A 14,265-nucleotide genomic window follows, 5' to 3' on the forward strand; every position below is an offset into this window, starting at 1 on the left:
GCGCCCCGCTCGCCCAAATGGGTCAGCGACGCATAGCGCAGGTCGTGCAGGTCTCAGCCGGTGCCCGGACCGCCGAGCGCGGTGCGGGCCTCCAGCAGGGCGCGGGCCTGCTCGCGCCACCGCGACTTGGCGCGGGCACCCTTGGCCTTCACCGGGCACCGGCGCCCCGCCAGGTCCAGGTCCAGGTCCAGGTCCAGGTCCTCGATGTTGACGCCCAGGACCTCCTCGGCCCGGCCCGCGGTCTCGTACAGCATCCGGTACAGCGTCTTCTCAGGCAGCACGACGTCGCGGCGCGCGATCAGCCGGTCGATCGCCCTACGCGACCGCGCCGGGGTCCGCGAGTCCGGAGTCGGCAGCTGCCTGACCCACGCCGGGACGACCGGGGCGTCGTCGCCGCGCTCCTGGCACCACGCCAGCCACGAGCCACCGCGCACCGGGCGTTCCAGGGGTTCACGGCCGCGTCACCCCACAGCGTCTCCGGGGCCTCGCCGACCTCGTCGTCGGCCACCGACGCCAACGGCCGGTCCTCGCCGAGTCGGGCGGCGGCCTTGCCGCCCCCGACCGCGTACCCGCGCACGGTGTTCGGGTTGCGCAGCGAATCCAGGAACGCATCGGCCACCGACCGGATGGTCGGCGCCGTCCCGGCCGGCAGCGGCACGACGGCGGACACGACTCTGCCTTGCCGCAGACACCAGGGCCGCTTCGCGCACGCCCGCGCGGACGCCGCCGCAGTTCCGACCAGCGATGCCTCAAGTAATAGGCCGTGATCCGCGGCAAGACCCCAAGACCGCTCACACCCCGAATCCTGGGCGCCCACTTTGCGGCTCGCCGAAGCCCCGGGAGTTCCGGGCCGCATCGTACTGACATACCGAATGCTGTTCGGTAGCTTGTTGGACATGGAGGCTGCGGGAATCTTCGAAGATCTGGCCGCGGAGCATGCGCAACTGCGGGCGCTCCTGGAGGGCTTGGAGCCCGCCGCGTGGGCGGCCGAGTCGGATGCCAAAGGCTGGTCCGTCATGGACGTGGTCGTGCACCTCGCCCAGTCGGAGGAACTGGTCGCCGCCACCGTGGCGGGGCGCAAGGACGCGTTCGCCCGGCCGGACGGGGTGCCGCTGGACGCGGTGATGGCAGCCATGGTCGAAGAGGACCGAAACACCTCCCACGACCAGGTCTTCCAGCGCTGGCGCACGGCCGCCGCCGACGCGGTCGCCGCGCTGCGCGGCTGTCCGCCCGACCGTCGGCTGGCCTGGGCCGCGCTGCCGCTTTCCCCCCGAACCCTCGCGACCACGCGCATCGCCGAGCACTGGGCGCACGCCCAGGACATCGCCGTGCCCCTCGGACTCCCTTATCCCGACACCGCCAGGCTGCGGCACATCGCCTGGCTCGCCCACCGAACCCTGCCCTACGCCTTCGCCGTCGCCGGCCTCGACCGGCCGGGTCCGGTGTACGCCGAACTCGCAGGGCCCGGGGGTGAACTGTGGACCTTCGGCGACCCCGCCGCTCCCTCGCGCATCACCGGCCCCGCCGCCGAGTTCTGCCGCGTCGGCGCACGGCGCCTTGCACCGGAGGAGACCACGCTCCTGGCGCAAGGCCCCGACGCCGCCGCCGCGCTCCGCGTCGTCCGCAACTACGCCGCTTGATCCGCTTTTCCTCGCAGCCCACGGCCGTCGCACCCGCAAGCGCTCACCTTCACGCCCCGTCCGGGACAGCCGACGGTGAGCGCCCGAACCGCAGCCGCGATCACGACCGACGCCGACGCGGTGGGAGCCCTCGCCGCTCTTCGAGGCCGCGCAGGGGGGCGTTCACCACCGGAATGCGGCACTCGGCGACGACCAGTGCCGTGGTCATGGCGGTGACCGCCGTGGGCCCGGACGGCCCGACCATCGGCGGCAACTGCCGCCAGGTGCAGCCGGAGGCGGCCACGAAGATGATCGCGGGCGGCACTTCCCGGTCCCCGTACCGCCGTCGGCCACCGCCCTGCGGCCGCGTCGGAGCAGGTGGCACCACCCGCTGGAACATCTCCCGCAACTCGTCTGGCACCATCCGCTCGACCATCACCACGAACGGCGGACTACCGACCACACCAAACGAGACGAGCTCTTGAAAGTGTTCAGTGAGCCAGCGAGCGCCGTGCGGCGCTCGCTGGCCCTGCGGCCTGGTCGGCACAGGCGTCAGGTGGGGCGGATACTCCGGCTGATCCATCCGGTGATGGAGGTGTGCTGCGGCTTCCAGTCCAGTTCGGTGCGCGGCCTGATCGCGCGGACCCTGCTGTTTGAGCCGAGGGCGTAGACCGCCGGCTCGTAGCCCCATTCTGCGATCGCGGCGTCGATGTCGATCGGCTGCGGCGGAGGCTGCCTGAGAGCGGTGGCGATCGCCTCGGTGATCTGGCGGAAATCGGCTTCGCCGTTCTCGACGAAATAGAACGATCCCGGGGGTGCGCCCTCCAGCGCGCGCAGGTAGAGATCGCACATGTCGTCCAGATGGACGTTCGACCAGATGTTCTCCCCCGGCCCGATGTGGCGGGTCACACCGGAGCGGCGGGCGGTGGCGACCAGGCGGGGGACTTGGACACTGTCGGGATTCAGGCCCTTGCCCGTGCCGTAGATCATGCTGTTGCACAGAACCACGGAGCGTACGCCCGAGCGTGCCGCCGACAGAACCATCCGGTCGAGGGCCACCCGCGCCGTCTTGTCAGGGCTTGGCTCCCACGAGCCGCCTTCGACGATGTCGGCCTCGGTGTAGACGTCATCCTGGGCTTGGCCGTCGGCGGGTTCACCCACGATGCTGGAGCCGCTGGTGTGGAGGAGAGGCTTCCCCGAGCCCGCCAGTGCCTCGGTGAGTACCGCCGCGGACGCTTCGTGGTCGCTGTCGGCCGCGTTGATCACCGCGTCGGCGGCCTGCGCCTCCGCGGCCAGCACCGAAGCGTCGTCGAGAGTTCCGAGGACAGGGTCGACACCGAGGTCACGCAGGGCCGGGCCGGCCTCGGCGGAGCGGGTGAGGCCGCGGACGTGGTGTCCGGATTCAAGGAGCGCGACGGCCAGGGAGCCGCCGATGAAGCCGGTGGCTCCGGTCAGGAATATGCGCATTACGTGCCTTTCAGCGTGTGATGAGGCCGGCCTCATGTGGGTGAGTCCCGTTGGGGAGCGGTTCGTCGCCGGCGAGGATGGCTCGCGCGGTGTCCAGCGGAGTCGACGGGTCGTGCACCAACGCCATGAGCGCCCGGATGATCCGACGCGGATGCCGGTGGTGAATGACGTTGCGGCCGTAGACGATGCCTGCCGCGCCCTGCCGCATGATCTCCGCCGTACGCTCGAGCACGACCTCGTCGGTTTCCCGTCCGCCGCCGCGGACAAGGACGGGAACTTCGGAGGCGACCTCGACGACCTGGTGGAACTCGGCGGGGTCAGTGCAGGGATCGGCCTTGATGATGTCCGCGCCGAGTTCGGCCGCCTGCCGGACGAGCGCGGTTATCTTGACCAGATCACCGTCGACCATGTAACCGCCCTTCTCGTTGGGCGCCATGACGAGGGGTTCGATCATGAGCGGCATTCCGGCGCGCTCGCAGTCGCGTTTGAGCGCGGCGATGTTGCGAACGCACTGGTGGTGGAGCTCGGGCTGGTCGGGCAGTTGGAGCAGGTTGACCACGACGCAGACCGCGTCGGACACCACCGCCATTTCGACGATGCCGTCGATGAGCTGCGAGAAAGTGTGACGCGGCAGTTCGCGCCCATAGACGTTGGACACGTCGCTGCGCAGGGCGAGTGCCGGGCGGCGGCCGGGGACGCCGTGCAGGTGCTTGACCATGCCGGGGGTCAGTTGGATGACGTCCGGCTGAGCCTCGGCCACGATACGGACCGTCGCCGCCATGTCCTCGATGCCGTTGAGGAAGGACGCCTCGTTGACCATTCCATGGTCGATGGCGACGTCAAAGCAGCGACCACCGGCGCTGAACATGCGGTCAAGTCGTGCGGCGACCATGGATCGTCCTTTCTGCGAAGTGCTCTGGCATGATCATTCCGGGTTCTGCGGCGGGTAGGTGGAGACCATGTGCGGCGGGAGGTCGAGCACGGGGCAGTTGCCGAGCTCGTAGATGAAGTCGAGCTTGGGCTCGGTATCCATGTAGTAATGGACGTCGACGTCGAACTGCCCGGTCTGCAGGACGCCGATCCCCCTGCTCCGGTAGTCGGCCAGTTCGGCCTCGATCCGGTCGTCGGAAATCTGCTCCTTGATGTGGTGCAGGCCCTCGCCGCGTCGGTCCAGGAACTCCTCGTAGATCGTCGGCCCGTACACCGGCTGGACGATCTCCAACTGCATGTCGCCGACCCACGAGATGCCGATCAGAAACTTGAACGGTTCAGTCACCTTGGCGTCCGCGACGTTCAGGTACTTCATGGTCTCTTCGGTGAAGGTGAGCACCGTCCACGGACCGATGCCCAGGTTCTCCACCCAGGCCTTCATGCTCTTTTCGAGATCACGGGTCACGAACGCGATCTGGTAGATCTTCCGGTTCTTGTTGTGTTCCCGCAGTTCGTCGTTGTTCATGATTCCTCCTGCGCGGTGGCGTTCTGCTCGGCCCAGCCGGCCATGGCGGTGAAGATGATCGTGGTGGACAGCGCCCCCGGATCGGGGAATCCCAGGGCCCGTTCCCGCAGCGAGAGCGCCTTTCCGAACCGGGCGACGAGTTTCCTCGTGCTGTCGGCGCCGTCCGCGGCGGCCTCGGCGGCGTGCCTGAGCGCGGTGGGCAGGTCGAGGCCCCGGGCGGCGTCGGCGGCCAGCGACCGGACCGCCGGTTCCAGCGCATCGACCATGGTCTTGTCGCCGGGCGCGGCGCCGCCGCGTCCGGCGATCTCGCGCAGGGACCTGGCGAAGTGGTCGGCCAGTCCGGCCACGCCGAGCCGGTCGCTCGGCTCCTGCCCGCGGGCTCCCGCGCGGAACAGCAGCCCGAAGATCACTCCGGAGGCGCCGCCCATCGTGTGCAGCAGCGTGTCGCCGACCGTGACCAGGACCTGGTGGACGTCGGTGCTGTGCTGGACCGGATGATCGCCGTCGGGATCGAGCAGCCGGCGCACCGCGGTGAAACCGCGGGTCATGGCGAGGCCGTGGTCGCCGTCTCCGATATCACGGTCCGCCTTGTTGAGCGCCGGCTCGGAGCCGATGATCCGGTCTGCGACCGCCGCCATCATCCGGCGCAGGTCGGCGGCGGTGAGCTGGTCGGTCATACCTGGTTCACTCCGGAGAAGAAGGAGGTCCGTGCCGGGACGTCGTAGTACGGGCGCAGTTCGGGCGAGACGGCGAACAGGCTGAGCGAGAACCCGTGCATCTCCTGGCAGGTGGCAAAGTCACCGACCTGGATGTCATGGATGACCAGGCGGCGCTCGCCCAGCAGCCGCCGCACAGCCCGACTGACGATCAGCAGCTCGGCCCGGGTCGTGGCGCCGAGGCCGTTGACCAGGACGCAGACGCGGTCCTCAGCGGTGACGGGGCGGTCCTGGAGCAGCAGGTCGATCATCTCGGCGGCGGTCTCGTCGGCGGTCAGCATGCCGGTGCGCCGCACGCCCGGCTCGCCGTGCATCCCCATCCCGATCTCCATCTCGCCATCGGGAAGGTCGAAGGTCGGCTCGCCGGTACCCGGGACGGTGCCTGCTCCGCTGGCCACGCCGATGCTGCGGGTACGGTCCGCGGCCTCCTGGCCGAGGGCCTGCACGGTGTGCAGCGGCAGCCCGGCCTCGGCGGCGGCACCGGCCACCTTGGCGACGAAGAACCCGCCGGCGATCCCCCGGCGGTCGATCGGCCGGTCCGGGCCGGCCGCGGAAACGTCGTCGGTGACGCGGACCGTCCGCACCTTGTGCCCGTCATCGACCAGCATCTCCGCGGCCAGGTCGAAATTGAGCCGGTCACCGGCATAGTTGCCGTACAGGAACAGGATTCCGTGGCCGCGGTCGACGGCTTTGGCGGTCTTCACGATGCTGCCTGGATCGGGGGCGGCGAAGATATCGCCCTGACAGACGGCGTCGGCGAGTCCGGGTCCGACGTATTCCAGCCAGACCGGTTCGTGGCCGCTGCCGCCACCGGAAACGATCGCGACCTTGTCGGCGAGTTCACGGCGTTTGACGGCCAGCGCGCCAGGCACCTCCTCGAACGCAGATCCGTAGACGGCAAGGAATCCCTCGACCGTCTCGCGCGCCGCTTCCTTGGGTTCGTTGATGAATTTACGCATGATCACTCCGAGGTCGTCATCCCGACTGGGTCTGCAGGTACTGCCGCACCGGACCGGGATCGTCATGGCTGAAGCCGGGGCCGGGCGTGTAGTGGTGGAAGGGGCCGGTGTCCCGGCCGTTGCGGATGGCATCGGCGATCTCGACGACCTCGGTCGCCCACGAGGCCGCGTCCTGCCCGATGGTTCCCTGGACCACGCCGTCCGGGGCGAGCAGCAGCCCGGCGACGGTCGGATTCATGCCGATTCCGAAGACGACGGTCCTACCGGTCAACCCGCGCGCCTTGATGGCGTTCGCCGCGGCTATGACGCCGTCTTCATTCTCCGCGATGAAGACGTCGACATCGGGGTGCGCCGTGAGGATCGAGGTCGCCACCGGTGTGGCCTTGTCGACCACGAATCCCTCCTGGGCGGCGACCACCGTGGCGTTGACGCCGGCCAGTCCCTTGTCCAGGCCCTGCCGCCGCTGCTTGCAGACGTCGTAGGTTTCGCAGGTCAGATAGGCCACTTTGGCCGTTCCGCCGAGCTTTTCCTTGATGTAGCCGGTGGCGGCCTCGGCGGCCCGCTCACCGAGCTCGACCTGGTCGTTGGTGACGAACGCGGCGGCGAGTTGCTGGTCCTGGGGCGGGTTGAGGCAGGTGTTGTAGCAGATGACCGGGATGTCGGCGGACTCCAGCCGCTGCAGTGAGGCGACGGATCCGGTGGGCGAGACCACGCTGGCGATGACCACGTCCACCTGGCGGGTGGCGCAGGCGGACAGCACCTGGTTCTCCTTGCTGGAATCGTTGTTGACGTGCTGGACGTCAAAGCTCATGTTGCGCTTCTCGCCCTGGCTCTTGAGCGCGGTGACGAACTCCGCGAAGGTCCCGGTGGGGAACAGCGTGGTCACGCAGGCGGTCAGCTTCCCCGCGCCACCCGTGTCGCCTTCTGACGCCCCGGTGTTCGAACATCCGGCGAGGGCGAGCAGCCCCGCGGCCGCACCGGCCAGCACCGCTTTACGCGAAAATCCCGAATACATTGTCTGGTGTTCCTTTGCAGGGTGGGACGGTCAGGAGGCGGTGGCCGTCTTCGCCCGCCGTGAACGGCGGCCGGAGGATCTCAGCGTGCTGATGAGAACGGTGACCAGGACGATGGCGCCGTTGGCGACGTTCTGGGCGTAGCTGTTGACTCCCAGCAGCACCATGCCGTTGTTGAGAACGGCGATGAACACCACGCCGAGCAGCGTGCCGACCATGGAACCGCGACCGCCGTAGAGATCGGCGCCACCGATGATCACGGCGGTGATCACCGCGAATTCGACTCCGGTGCCGATGGTGGGGTTTCCGGCACCGAGCTGGGCGGTCTGCAGGAGCCCCGACAGGGCCGCCAGCAGTCCGGTCGTGGCGAACAGGGTGGCGCGGACGCGGGTGACCGGAATGCCGGAGAGCCGGGCCGCCTCGGGATTGCCGCCGACGGCGTATACGCTGCGGCCGAACGTCGTGCGCTTGGCGATGACGAAGAAGACGGCGAACACCACGATGAAGACGAGCGCCGGGATGGGAATTCCCAGCAGCAGCCCGTTCCCCCAGCGGGCGAAGTCCTCGCTGGTGATGGGCAGCGGGACCGAGTCGGTGATCAGCAGCGCCAGCCCACTGAACGCCGAGAACAGAGCGAGCGTCACGATGAACGAGGGCACGTTGAGCACGGCGCGGACCAGTCCCGCGCCGGCGCCGACCAGCGTGCCCAGCGCGCAGACGGCCAGGGCGGCCAGCCACAGCGGCCAGCTCCGCTCGACGACGAGGACGCCGAACAGCGCCGAGTTGAAGGCAATCGCCGAGCCCACGCTGATGTCGATCTCGCCGGACGCGATCACCAGGGTCATGCCGAAGGCGATGATGCCGGTGAAGGAGAGCTGCCGGGCGACGTCGAGCAGGTTGCTCTGGGTGAGGAAGTTGGGCGCCCAGAGGGTCAGCAGGACGAACAGCACGGTGAGTCCACCGAGGAGCCCGACGTGTTCGGCGGTCGAGCGGCTGATGGCGGTCCAAGCGCCGGCCGTCGTCGGCCGGCGACGCCCGTCGCCCGCGGGGGCCGGGGAGGTGACGTCGGACAGGGCGGTGCTCATCATCGGCCGCCTTCCATCGCCATGGCCATGACCGAGGACAGCGAGGTGTTCTCGACGGTGTCCTGCGCGAGCACCCGGCCGCCGCCGAGGACGAGCAGGCGGTCACAGAGCAGGAACAGCTCCTCCAGTTCGGAGGACACGACCACGAAGCCGACGCCCGTCGCCGCCAGGTCCCGGATCAGCCGGTAGATCTGATCCTTGGCCGCCACGTCGACGCCACGGGTCGGTTCGTCGAGCAGCAGGACGCGAGGGCGGGCGTTGAGCAGCCTGCCGAAGACGACCTTCTGTTGGTTTCCACCCGACAGTCCGCCCACCGCGTCGTGCAGCGAGGGCATCTTGATCGCCAGCCGATCACGGCCGGCGACGGCCAGCTCTCGTTCCCGGCGGCCCGACAGCAGCCCGCGCGACCGCACGGCGGAAAGGCAGGACATCACCAGGTTCGCGGACACGCTCATGCCCATGACCAGCCCTTCCCGCTTGCGGTCCTCCGGGACGAGTCCGACGCCCGCACGGAGCGCCTGCCGGGGACCGCGCGGCGCGAACGGACGGCCGTCGAGCGTGACGGACCCCCCGGTGCGGGGCTCCAGCCCGTACAGGCAGCGCAGAAGTTCGCTCCGCCCCGACCCGAGCAGCCCGGCTATCCCCAGCACCTCGCCCTCACACAGGTCGAACGACACGTCCCGGACCCGGTCCCCGCTGGACATGCCAGACACCGACATGACCACACGACCGCTCGCCGAGGACCCGGCCCGCCGGTCGTCGCGGAGCGCACCGCCGGTCATCAGGTCGATGACCTGGGCCGTGTCGGCCGTACCGATGGGGCGGGTGTCGATGTGCCGCCCGTCGCGCAGCACGGTCACCGAGTCGGCCACCACGGGGATCTCGTCCATCCGGTGGGAGACGTAGATGACCGTCAGCCCGTCGGCGGCCACGCGCCGTACGAGCTGGAGCAGGGGCGGGACCTCGTCGGCGGGCAGGGAACTGGTCGGCTCGTCGAGGATCAGCACCTTGGTGCCGTAGGAGAGCGCGCGGGCGATCTCGACGGTCTGCTGCCGGGCGATGCTGAGCGCGCCCACCGGGGTGCTCGGGTCGATACTGACGCCCAGGCGGCCCAGGTGTTCGGCAGCGTAGGCGCGCATCTCGGCCGGTTTGATCAGCGGGCTGCGGACACCGTCCGGATGCCACCGGCCAAGGAGCAGGTTCTCGGCGACGCTCAGCCCCGGGACCAGGCTGAGTTCCTGGTGGACGGTGGCGATGCCGCGGTCGCGTGCGGCGGCCGGATTGGGCAGTTCGACCTGCGCACCGTCCAGGTAGATCCGGCCGGAGTCCGGGCTCACCGCGCCGGACAGCATCTTCACGAGGGTGGACTTTCCGGCGCCGTTCTTGCCGAGCAGCGCGCGAACCTCGCCCGGTGCGAGATCGAGGTCCACGTCGCGCAGCGCGTGCACGCCGGAATAGCTCTTGGTGAGGCCACGGACGCAGAGCCGGGCGGACGTTCGCACGTTCGACCCGGCTTCGGGGGGTGAGGGAGGGATGGACATGGGGCGGAACCGCTCCTCTCGACTCATCGCCTCGATCTCCGTTCAGAATTTCGGACATCAGGACGAAACACTGAACATAGTGAAGAGTGCACGAAGCCGCCTGTCAAGGGGTGACCTGCATCCGAAACGCGTCCGCCACAGCGCCCCACACACTCAGATGGCACGCCGAACACCGCCATCACGTCCGTGATGGCGGTGGAGGGGCGCGGGCGTCAGTCCCTGATCGCCGTGGCGAGCCGGGCGGCCAGGGCCCGGATCGGGACGCTGTCGTCCGCCGGGCTCGGCTCGTCCGACCGCGTGCCGTCGGCGATCGACCCGACCGCCGCGATGCACCCGTGCAGGCCCTCGACCAGCGCGGCCGTCCCGGTCAGCGACATCTCGCCGAGCTCGGCGCTCGAGGCGTATCCGCGGCTCTGCGCAAGGGTGACCGCGGCGGTGAGGTCCTTGAGGCGGAAGCGGTGACCGCTGGGCGACTCGGGCACGGGCCCGCTGTGCATCCGTTCGACGACGTCGACGGGCAAGGCGCTGAGCAGGGCCCGACCGGTCCCGGTGGACCAGGCCGGCAACCGCATGCCGGGTTTGAGGGTGAGGGACAGCGGGCGGTCGCCCGGACGTACCGCCACGTACGCCGCGTCCAGATCACGCAGCACCGCCAGCACGACCGTGCGGCCGTCAAGCTCTCGCGCTCCGGCGCAGATCCGCGGGAAGACCTCTAGCAGCCTGCTCCCGCCCACCAGTCCGCGGGCGATCCTGGTGATGCCGGGCCCCAGCCGCAGACCGCCGTCCAGACCGCGCGACAGCATTCCGCCGTCCACCAGCACCTTGCAGATGTCGGACAGCGAGCTCTTGGGCACCTGCACCCGGCGGCTCAGCTCCGAGACGTTCAGCGGCTCGTCGTGCATGGCCAGTTCACCGAGGATCCGGGTGGCACGGTGGACGGCCGGGGAGCCGGCCCGTCCTGCGGTGTTCACCATCGGCTCACCCCCATGGCTCGTAGTCGGCGATGTTCTCCCGAGTGATCAGCCTGGTCGGCAGCATCCGCCGCCTGCTGTGCGGCGGGTCTCCGGAACGCAGCCGCGCGGCGAACCGGACCGCCAGGCCGCCCAGCCCCGCCGGATCCTGCGCCGCCGTCGCCCACCACGGCCCGTCCGTCCCGATCGACGAGACGGCGATGGCGGCGCCGTCGACGCTCACCACCGGAATCGACACGCCCAGGTCTACCAGGGCGGTCACCACGCCCATCGCCATCGGATCGTTGATCGCGAAGATCGCGCTCAGCCCGGGATGCCGGTCCAGCAGCCGCCGGGCGATCCGTTCGCCGGACTGCGGCGAGTGATCACCCCGGTGCCGGGCGACCACCCGTAGGCCGGGAAAGTCGCGCAGCGCCGCCATGAAGCCGACGATCCGGTCAGCGACCGCCGTCACCGGCTGGCCATCGACGATCGCTACCTCGCCCTTGCCGTCGAGCACCGTGGCGAGGTAGCGGCCGATCATCTGACCGGCCTGCACATTGTCCGTGGTGACGGTCGCGCTGGCCCCCTCGGCACCGACGTTGACGGCGATCACCGGGACTCCGGCGGCCTCCGCCTCCGCGACCGCCGCGGCGATCGCGGTCGAATGGACCGCGTCCAAGACGATGGCGTCCACCCGGTCACGGACGAACCGGCCGAGCTGTCGGGCCTGCTCGTCCACATCCTGCCCGGCGTCCACCGCGGTCACCTCGGCACCCAGCTCGGCGGCGGCACGGCGCACGCCCTCGATCTCGACGGCATAGAACGGGTTCGTGCCGTTGGGGACCGACATCCCCAGCCTGCTCAGCCCCGGCGGGTGCTGCAACTGGGCCGCCGCCAGCTCGGCCAGGCCGAGGCCGAGCACATAACGGCCGCCGAGGTCCTGGGCCAGCAGCCGCTCCTCCACCAGCGACTGGCAGATCCCGAGCAGACTGCTCTTGGGCAGGGCGAGCCGCCGGGTGAGGTCGGCCAGCGACGCCGGGCCGTGGTCCGCGATCTCGTACAGCACCGTGATCGCCCGGTCGACGGCCGGCACTCGAGAGGACTCGTCCTCCCCGGAATGCGACGCCGTCCGGCCTCCGGCCTCGGCCACAACAGCACCCCTTCGGTTGACAGCACCGCCAGCTACCGTATCTCATTCAACCTGTCGTAAGTGCTTACGACATCCTGAACACACTTCCCTTCTTGATCAACCGAGGGGTGCAGGCTCATGGAAACGCAAGCCGCAGTACTGTCGCACACCGCACACCCACGGCCCTACACCGGCAGCCGCCCACTCCGGCTGGAAACCGTCCAGTTGGACGAGCCCGGCCCCGGCGAGCTTCTCGTGGCCATCGACGCGGCCGGAGTCTGCCATTCCGATCTCTCCGTGGTCGATGGGACACGACGGCGCCCTACTCCCATGGCGCTCGGTCACGAAGCCACCGGAACGGTCAAGGCCGTCGGGGACTTCGTCACCGACGTGGCCGAAGGCGCGCGTGTCGTCCTGATCTTCGTCCCCAGTTGCGGCCTCTGCGGGCAGTGCACCGGCGGTCGGCCGGCCCAGTGTCGCAACGGGGCGCGGGCCAACGCCGAGGGCAGCCTGTTGTCAGGCGCGCGGCGCCTTCAGCACGCGGGCGTATCCCTCCATCACCACCTCGGGGTATCCGGGTTCGCCCGGCACGCGGTCGTCGACCGCAGGTCCGCCGTCGTGATAGACGATGACGTCCCCGCCCCGATCGCGGCCATGTTCGGCTGCGCCGTGCTCACCGGCGTCGGCGCCGTCATCAACACCGCTGATGTGCGCCCCGGCGAATCAACGGTGGTCATAGGACTGGGCGGGGTGGGCCTGGCGGCGGTCCTGGGAGCCAGGCTGGCCCACGCCCATCCGATCATCGCGCTCGACCCGGTACCGGCGAAGCGCGACCTCGCCCTCGAACTCGGCGCGACGATCGCCCTGGACCCGGCCGACACCGCGGCACTCGCCGACCTGCTGCCCACCGGGGCCGAGGTGACGATCGAAGCGGCGGGCCGGATCCCCGCCCTCGAACTGGCATGGTCGCTCACCCGGCCCGGAGGCCGGACGGTGTCCGTGGGGCTCCCGGACCCGTCCCAACGGCTCGCGCTTCCGGTCACCGACCTGATCGGCCAGGGCAGGACCCTGCTGGGCAGCTATCTCGGCGACGCCGTGCCGCAGCGCGACATCCCTCGATACCTCGCCCTCTGGCGCGCCGGAAAACTTCCCGTCGAACTCCTGCTCACCGGCACCCGGCCCTTGGCGGAGATCAACGAGGCACTTGAGGATCTGGCTTCCGGCCAGGTCGTACGCCAGGTCCTGCTTCCTTGACAAGCACGGCATGTGCCGACGGCGGGAGGGATGAGCCATGATCCGGGCCAAGGGGCGGTCATGTCCAGCGGTGGGTGCATGAGTCGGCCACCGACCGGATGAGCGACTGGTCGGCGGACCTCCGACTGCTCCGACAGACTGGAGGATGATCTCCCTTAACGTGGAGCACCGTTCGGAACGCTGACATCGAAGCAGGTCATAGCAGTTTCGTCGGTTCCCCCTACCTGGGAGCTGTGGCTGTTCGTGTGCCATGCCGCCCCTGAAATGCTTTGCCGCTTGGTGAGCCGCACACCCTGGCGAGGCATGGGCTGCGGCACCGTCCCGGACGAACCTGGAGCCTTTCCCGTGTCCGCCTGTCCTGTCTCAGTGAAGCTCATGCAGGACCGACGTCCTGACCTGCGATGCATCAGGTTGAGTGAGACGTCCAGCCTGGGTGGCATCTCACTCAACCTGATGCACGCAAAAGTGATCGAGAGCACGGCTCAATGAGGTTTTCTCAGTAAGCGGAGGTCTCGTGGGCTTGCAGGATGAGGTCCGCAGCGCTCATGGTGGCGCTCGCCGCCGCCGACCCCTCCTCCCCGGCACCGCAGCCCGCCAACAACCCCTGGGTCACCAGGAACGGAGACTTCTCCGATGATCCACCCTTCTGACCCCGCCCGCCTCGGCAGCAACGGGGCACTGCCACGCGGACCCAGACCCTCCACTCTGGGTGCCGTCAGGCGTGTCACCGCCAGCAAGCGAGAGCAGCCGTTGCCAGCGGGTGTGACACAGAAGCGAAATCACCTGTCGCATAGCCTCGTCAGAGGCAGCGTCCGCCCGGCTCGGGGTCCGCCGGGCCGGGAATGATCCGGCAGCATCATGTACCACGTCGGCTCTAGGAGGTCCTGGTGGCGTCCGTTCCCCCTTATCCCGGCCGGAACGGCCGGCCTGGCCTACCGCGCGTCGCGGCCGCCGTCGAGCACTTCCTCGACTCCATCCAGGACCCGGCGACCCGCGCCGACTACGCCCAGACCCTCGCACACCTGATCGACCTCTTCCCCGCCTGGTTCCCCGTCGTTGGCCTGGACTGCGAG

15 protein-coding genes and 1 pseudogene are annotated in these 14,265 nt (G+C 69.6%); 4 read left to right on the forward strand and 12 right to left on the reverse strand.

Features of this window, described 5'->3' with window-relative positions; genetic code table 11:
• Positions 1 to 53 precede the first annotated feature (53 nt).
• On the reverse strand, positions 54 to 434 hold the full coding sequence (locus C4U03_RS41480; protein ID WP_200827694.1) for a hypothetical protein: 381 nt from the start codon (positions 432 to 434) through the stop codon (positions 54 to 56).
• Between the two features lie 462 nt (positions 435 to 896).
• Here C4U03_RS41480 and C4U03_RS35700 point away from each other — a divergent pair, with 462 nt between their 5' ends.
• Positions 897 to 1,640 (forward strand): maleylpyruvate isomerase family mycothiol-dependent enzyme, encoded by a 744-nt coding sequence (locus C4U03_RS35700; protein WP_103944248.1) that lies wholly within the window; start codon positions 897 to 899, stop codon positions 1,638 to 1,640.
• A gap of 217 nt (positions 1,641 to 1,857) precedes the next feature.
• On the opposite strand, the pseudogene C4U03_RS35705 reads toward C4U03_RS35700, so the two are convergent.
• The 11 genes and pseudogenes from C4U03_RS35705 to C4U03_RS35755 all read right to left on the reverse strand — a co-directional run.
• Positions 1,858 to 2,061: pseudogene (locus tag C4U03_RS35705) on the reverse strand (transposase); the annotation flags it as partial.
• Between the two features lie 110 nt (positions 2,062 to 2,171).
• Positions 2,172 to 3,122: an NAD-dependent epimerase/dehydratase family protein gene (locus C4U03_RS35710; RefSeq protein ID WP_327374319.1), complete on the reverse strand. Its 951-nt coding sequence runs from the start codon at positions 3,120 to 3,122 to the stop codon at positions 2,172 to 2,174.
• On the reverse strand, positions 3,097 to 3,978 hold the full coding sequence (locus C4U03_RS35715) for a class I fructose-bisphosphate aldolase (protein ID WP_103944235.1): 882 nt from the start codon (positions 3,976 to 3,978) through the stop codon (positions 3,097 to 3,099). Before C4U03_RS35715 ends, C4U03_RS35710 begins: the two co-directional genes overlap by 26 nt.
• A gap of 33 nt (positions 3,979 to 4,011) precedes the next feature.
• Positions 4,012 to 4,542, reverse strand: coding sequence for a VOC family protein (locus C4U03_RS35720; RefSeq protein ID WP_103944236.1), 531 nt, complete (start codon positions 4,540 to 4,542; stop codon positions 4,012 to 4,014).
• Positions 4,539 to 5,219: a dihydroxyacetone kinase subunit DhaL gene (gene dhaL, locus C4U03_RS35725; protein WP_103944237.1), complete on the reverse strand. Its 681-nt coding sequence runs from the start codon at positions 5,217 to 5,219 to the stop codon at positions 4,539 to 4,541. The genes C4U03_RS35720 and dhaL overlap by 4 nt, the downstream gene beginning before the upstream one ends.
• The gene (locus C4U03_RS35730) at positions 5,216 to 6,283 is read right to left on the reverse strand and encodes a dihydroxyacetone kinase subunit DhaK (protein WP_200827695.1); all 1,068 of its coding nucleotides are present in this window, start codon (positions 6,281 to 6,283) and stop codon (positions 5,216 to 5,218) included. Before C4U03_RS35730 ends, dhaL begins: the two co-directional genes overlap by 4 nt.
• Complete coding sequence (locus tag C4U03_RS35735) at positions 6,234 to 7,232, reverse strand: substrate-binding domain-containing protein (protein WP_103944238.1); 999 nt, start codon at positions 7,230 to 7,232, stop codon at positions 6,234 to 6,236. Before C4U03_RS35735 ends, C4U03_RS35730 begins: the two co-directional genes overlap by 50 nt.
• A gap of 30 nt (positions 7,233 to 7,262) precedes the next feature.
• Positions 7,263 to 8,318 (reverse strand): ABC transporter permease, encoded by a 1,056-nt coding sequence (locus C4U03_RS35740; RefSeq protein ID WP_103944239.1) that lies wholly within the window; start codon positions 8,316 to 8,318, stop codon positions 7,263 to 7,265.
• Positions 8,315 to 9,856: a sugar ABC transporter ATP-binding protein gene (locus C4U03_RS35745; protein WP_103944240.1), complete on the reverse strand. Its 1,542-nt coding sequence runs from the start codon at positions 9,854 to 9,856 to the stop codon at positions 8,315 to 8,317. Before C4U03_RS35745 ends, C4U03_RS35740 begins: the two co-directional genes overlap by 4 nt.
• A 212-nt stretch (positions 9,857 to 10,068) precedes the next feature.
• Positions 10,069 to 10,830: an IclR family transcriptional regulator gene (locus C4U03_RS35750; RefSeq protein WP_103944241.1), complete on the reverse strand. Its 762-nt coding sequence runs from the start codon at positions 10,828 to 10,830 to the stop codon at positions 10,069 to 10,071.
• Between the two features lie 4 nt (positions 10,831 to 10,834).
• Entirely contained in the window at positions 10,835 to 11,902 is a 1,068-nt protein-coding gene (locus tag C4U03_RS35755; protein ID WP_160147208.1) for a substrate-binding domain-containing protein, read from the reverse strand.
• 174 nt (positions 11,903 to 12,076) lie between these two features.
• Here C4U03_RS35755 and C4U03_RS35760 point away from each other — a divergent pair, with 174 nt between their 5' ends.
• From C4U03_RS35760 to C4U03_RS35765, 3 genes are all read left to right on the forward strand, one after another.
• The gene (locus C4U03_RS35760; protein WP_103944243.1) at positions 12,077 to 13,192 is read left to right on the forward strand and encodes a zinc-binding dehydrogenase; all 1,116 of its coding nucleotides are present in this window, start codon (positions 12,077 to 12,079) and stop codon (positions 13,190 to 13,192) included.
• A gap of 527 nt (positions 13,193 to 13,719) precedes the next feature.
• Positions 13,720 to 13,842: a hypothetical protein gene (locus C4U03_RS42720; protein ID WP_268817574.1), complete on the forward strand. Its 123-nt coding sequence runs from the start codon at positions 13,720 to 13,722 to the stop codon at positions 13,840 to 13,842.
• A gap of 237 nt (positions 13,843 to 14,079) precedes the next feature.
• Positions 14,080 to 14,265: hypothetical protein (locus tag C4U03_RS35765; RefSeq protein WP_146087641.1), on the forward strand; the 186-nt coding region annotated here is incomplete at its 3' end.

This window comes from Thermomonospora echinospora (genome assembly GCF_900108175.1).
GTDB lineage: Bacteria > Actinomycetota > Actinomycetes > Streptosporangiales > Streptosporangiaceae > Thermomonospora > Thermomonospora echinospora.

Coding starts and splice junctions, on each gene's coding strand:
- dhaL (WP_103944237.1), bottom strand. CDS start 5,219: ATGACCGACCAGCTCACCGCCGCCGACCTGCGCCGGATGATGGCGGCG.
- C4U03_RS35720 (WP_103944236.1), bottom strand. CDS start 4,542: ATGAACAACGACGAACTGCGGGAACACAACAAGAACCGGAAGATCTAC.
- C4U03_RS35715 (WP_103944235.1), bottom strand. CDS start 3,978: ATGGTCGCCGCACGACTTGACCGCATGTTCAGCGCCGGTGGTCGCTGC.
- C4U03_RS35710 (WP_327374319.1), bottom strand. CDS start 3,122: ATGAGGCCGGCCTCATCACACGCTGAAAGGCACGTAATGCGCATATTC.
- C4U03_RS35735 (WP_103944238.1), bottom strand. CDS start 7,232: ATGTATTCGGGATTTTCGCGTAAAGCGGTGCTGGCCGGTGCGGCCGCG.
- C4U03_RS35730 (WP_200827695.1), bottom strand. CDS start 6,283: ATGACGATCCCGGTCCGGTGCGGCAGTACCTGCAGACCCAGTCGGGAT.
- C4U03_RS35760 (WP_103944243.1), top strand. CDS start 12,077: ATGGAAACGCAAGCCGCAGTACTGTCGCACACCGCACACCCACGGCCC.
- C4U03_RS35745 (WP_103944240.1), bottom strand. CDS start 9,856: ATGTCCATCCCTCCCTCACCCCCCGAAGCCGGGTCGAACGTGCGAACG.
- C4U03_RS35700 (WP_103944248.1), top strand. CDS start 897: ATGGAGGCTGCGGGAATCTTCGAAGATCTGGCCGCGGAGCATGCGCAA.
- C4U03_RS35740 (WP_103944239.1), bottom strand. CDS start 8,318: ATGATGAGCACCGCCCTGTCCGACGTCACCTCCCCGGCCCCCGCGGGC.
- C4U03_RS42720 (WP_268817574.1), top strand. CDS start 13,720: ATGAGGTCCGCAGCGCTCATGGTGGCGCTCGCCGCCGCCGACCCCTCC.
- C4U03_RS35750 (WP_103944241.1), bottom strand. CDS start 10,830: ATGGTGAACACCGCAGGACGGGCCGGCTCCCCGGCCGTCCACCGTGCC.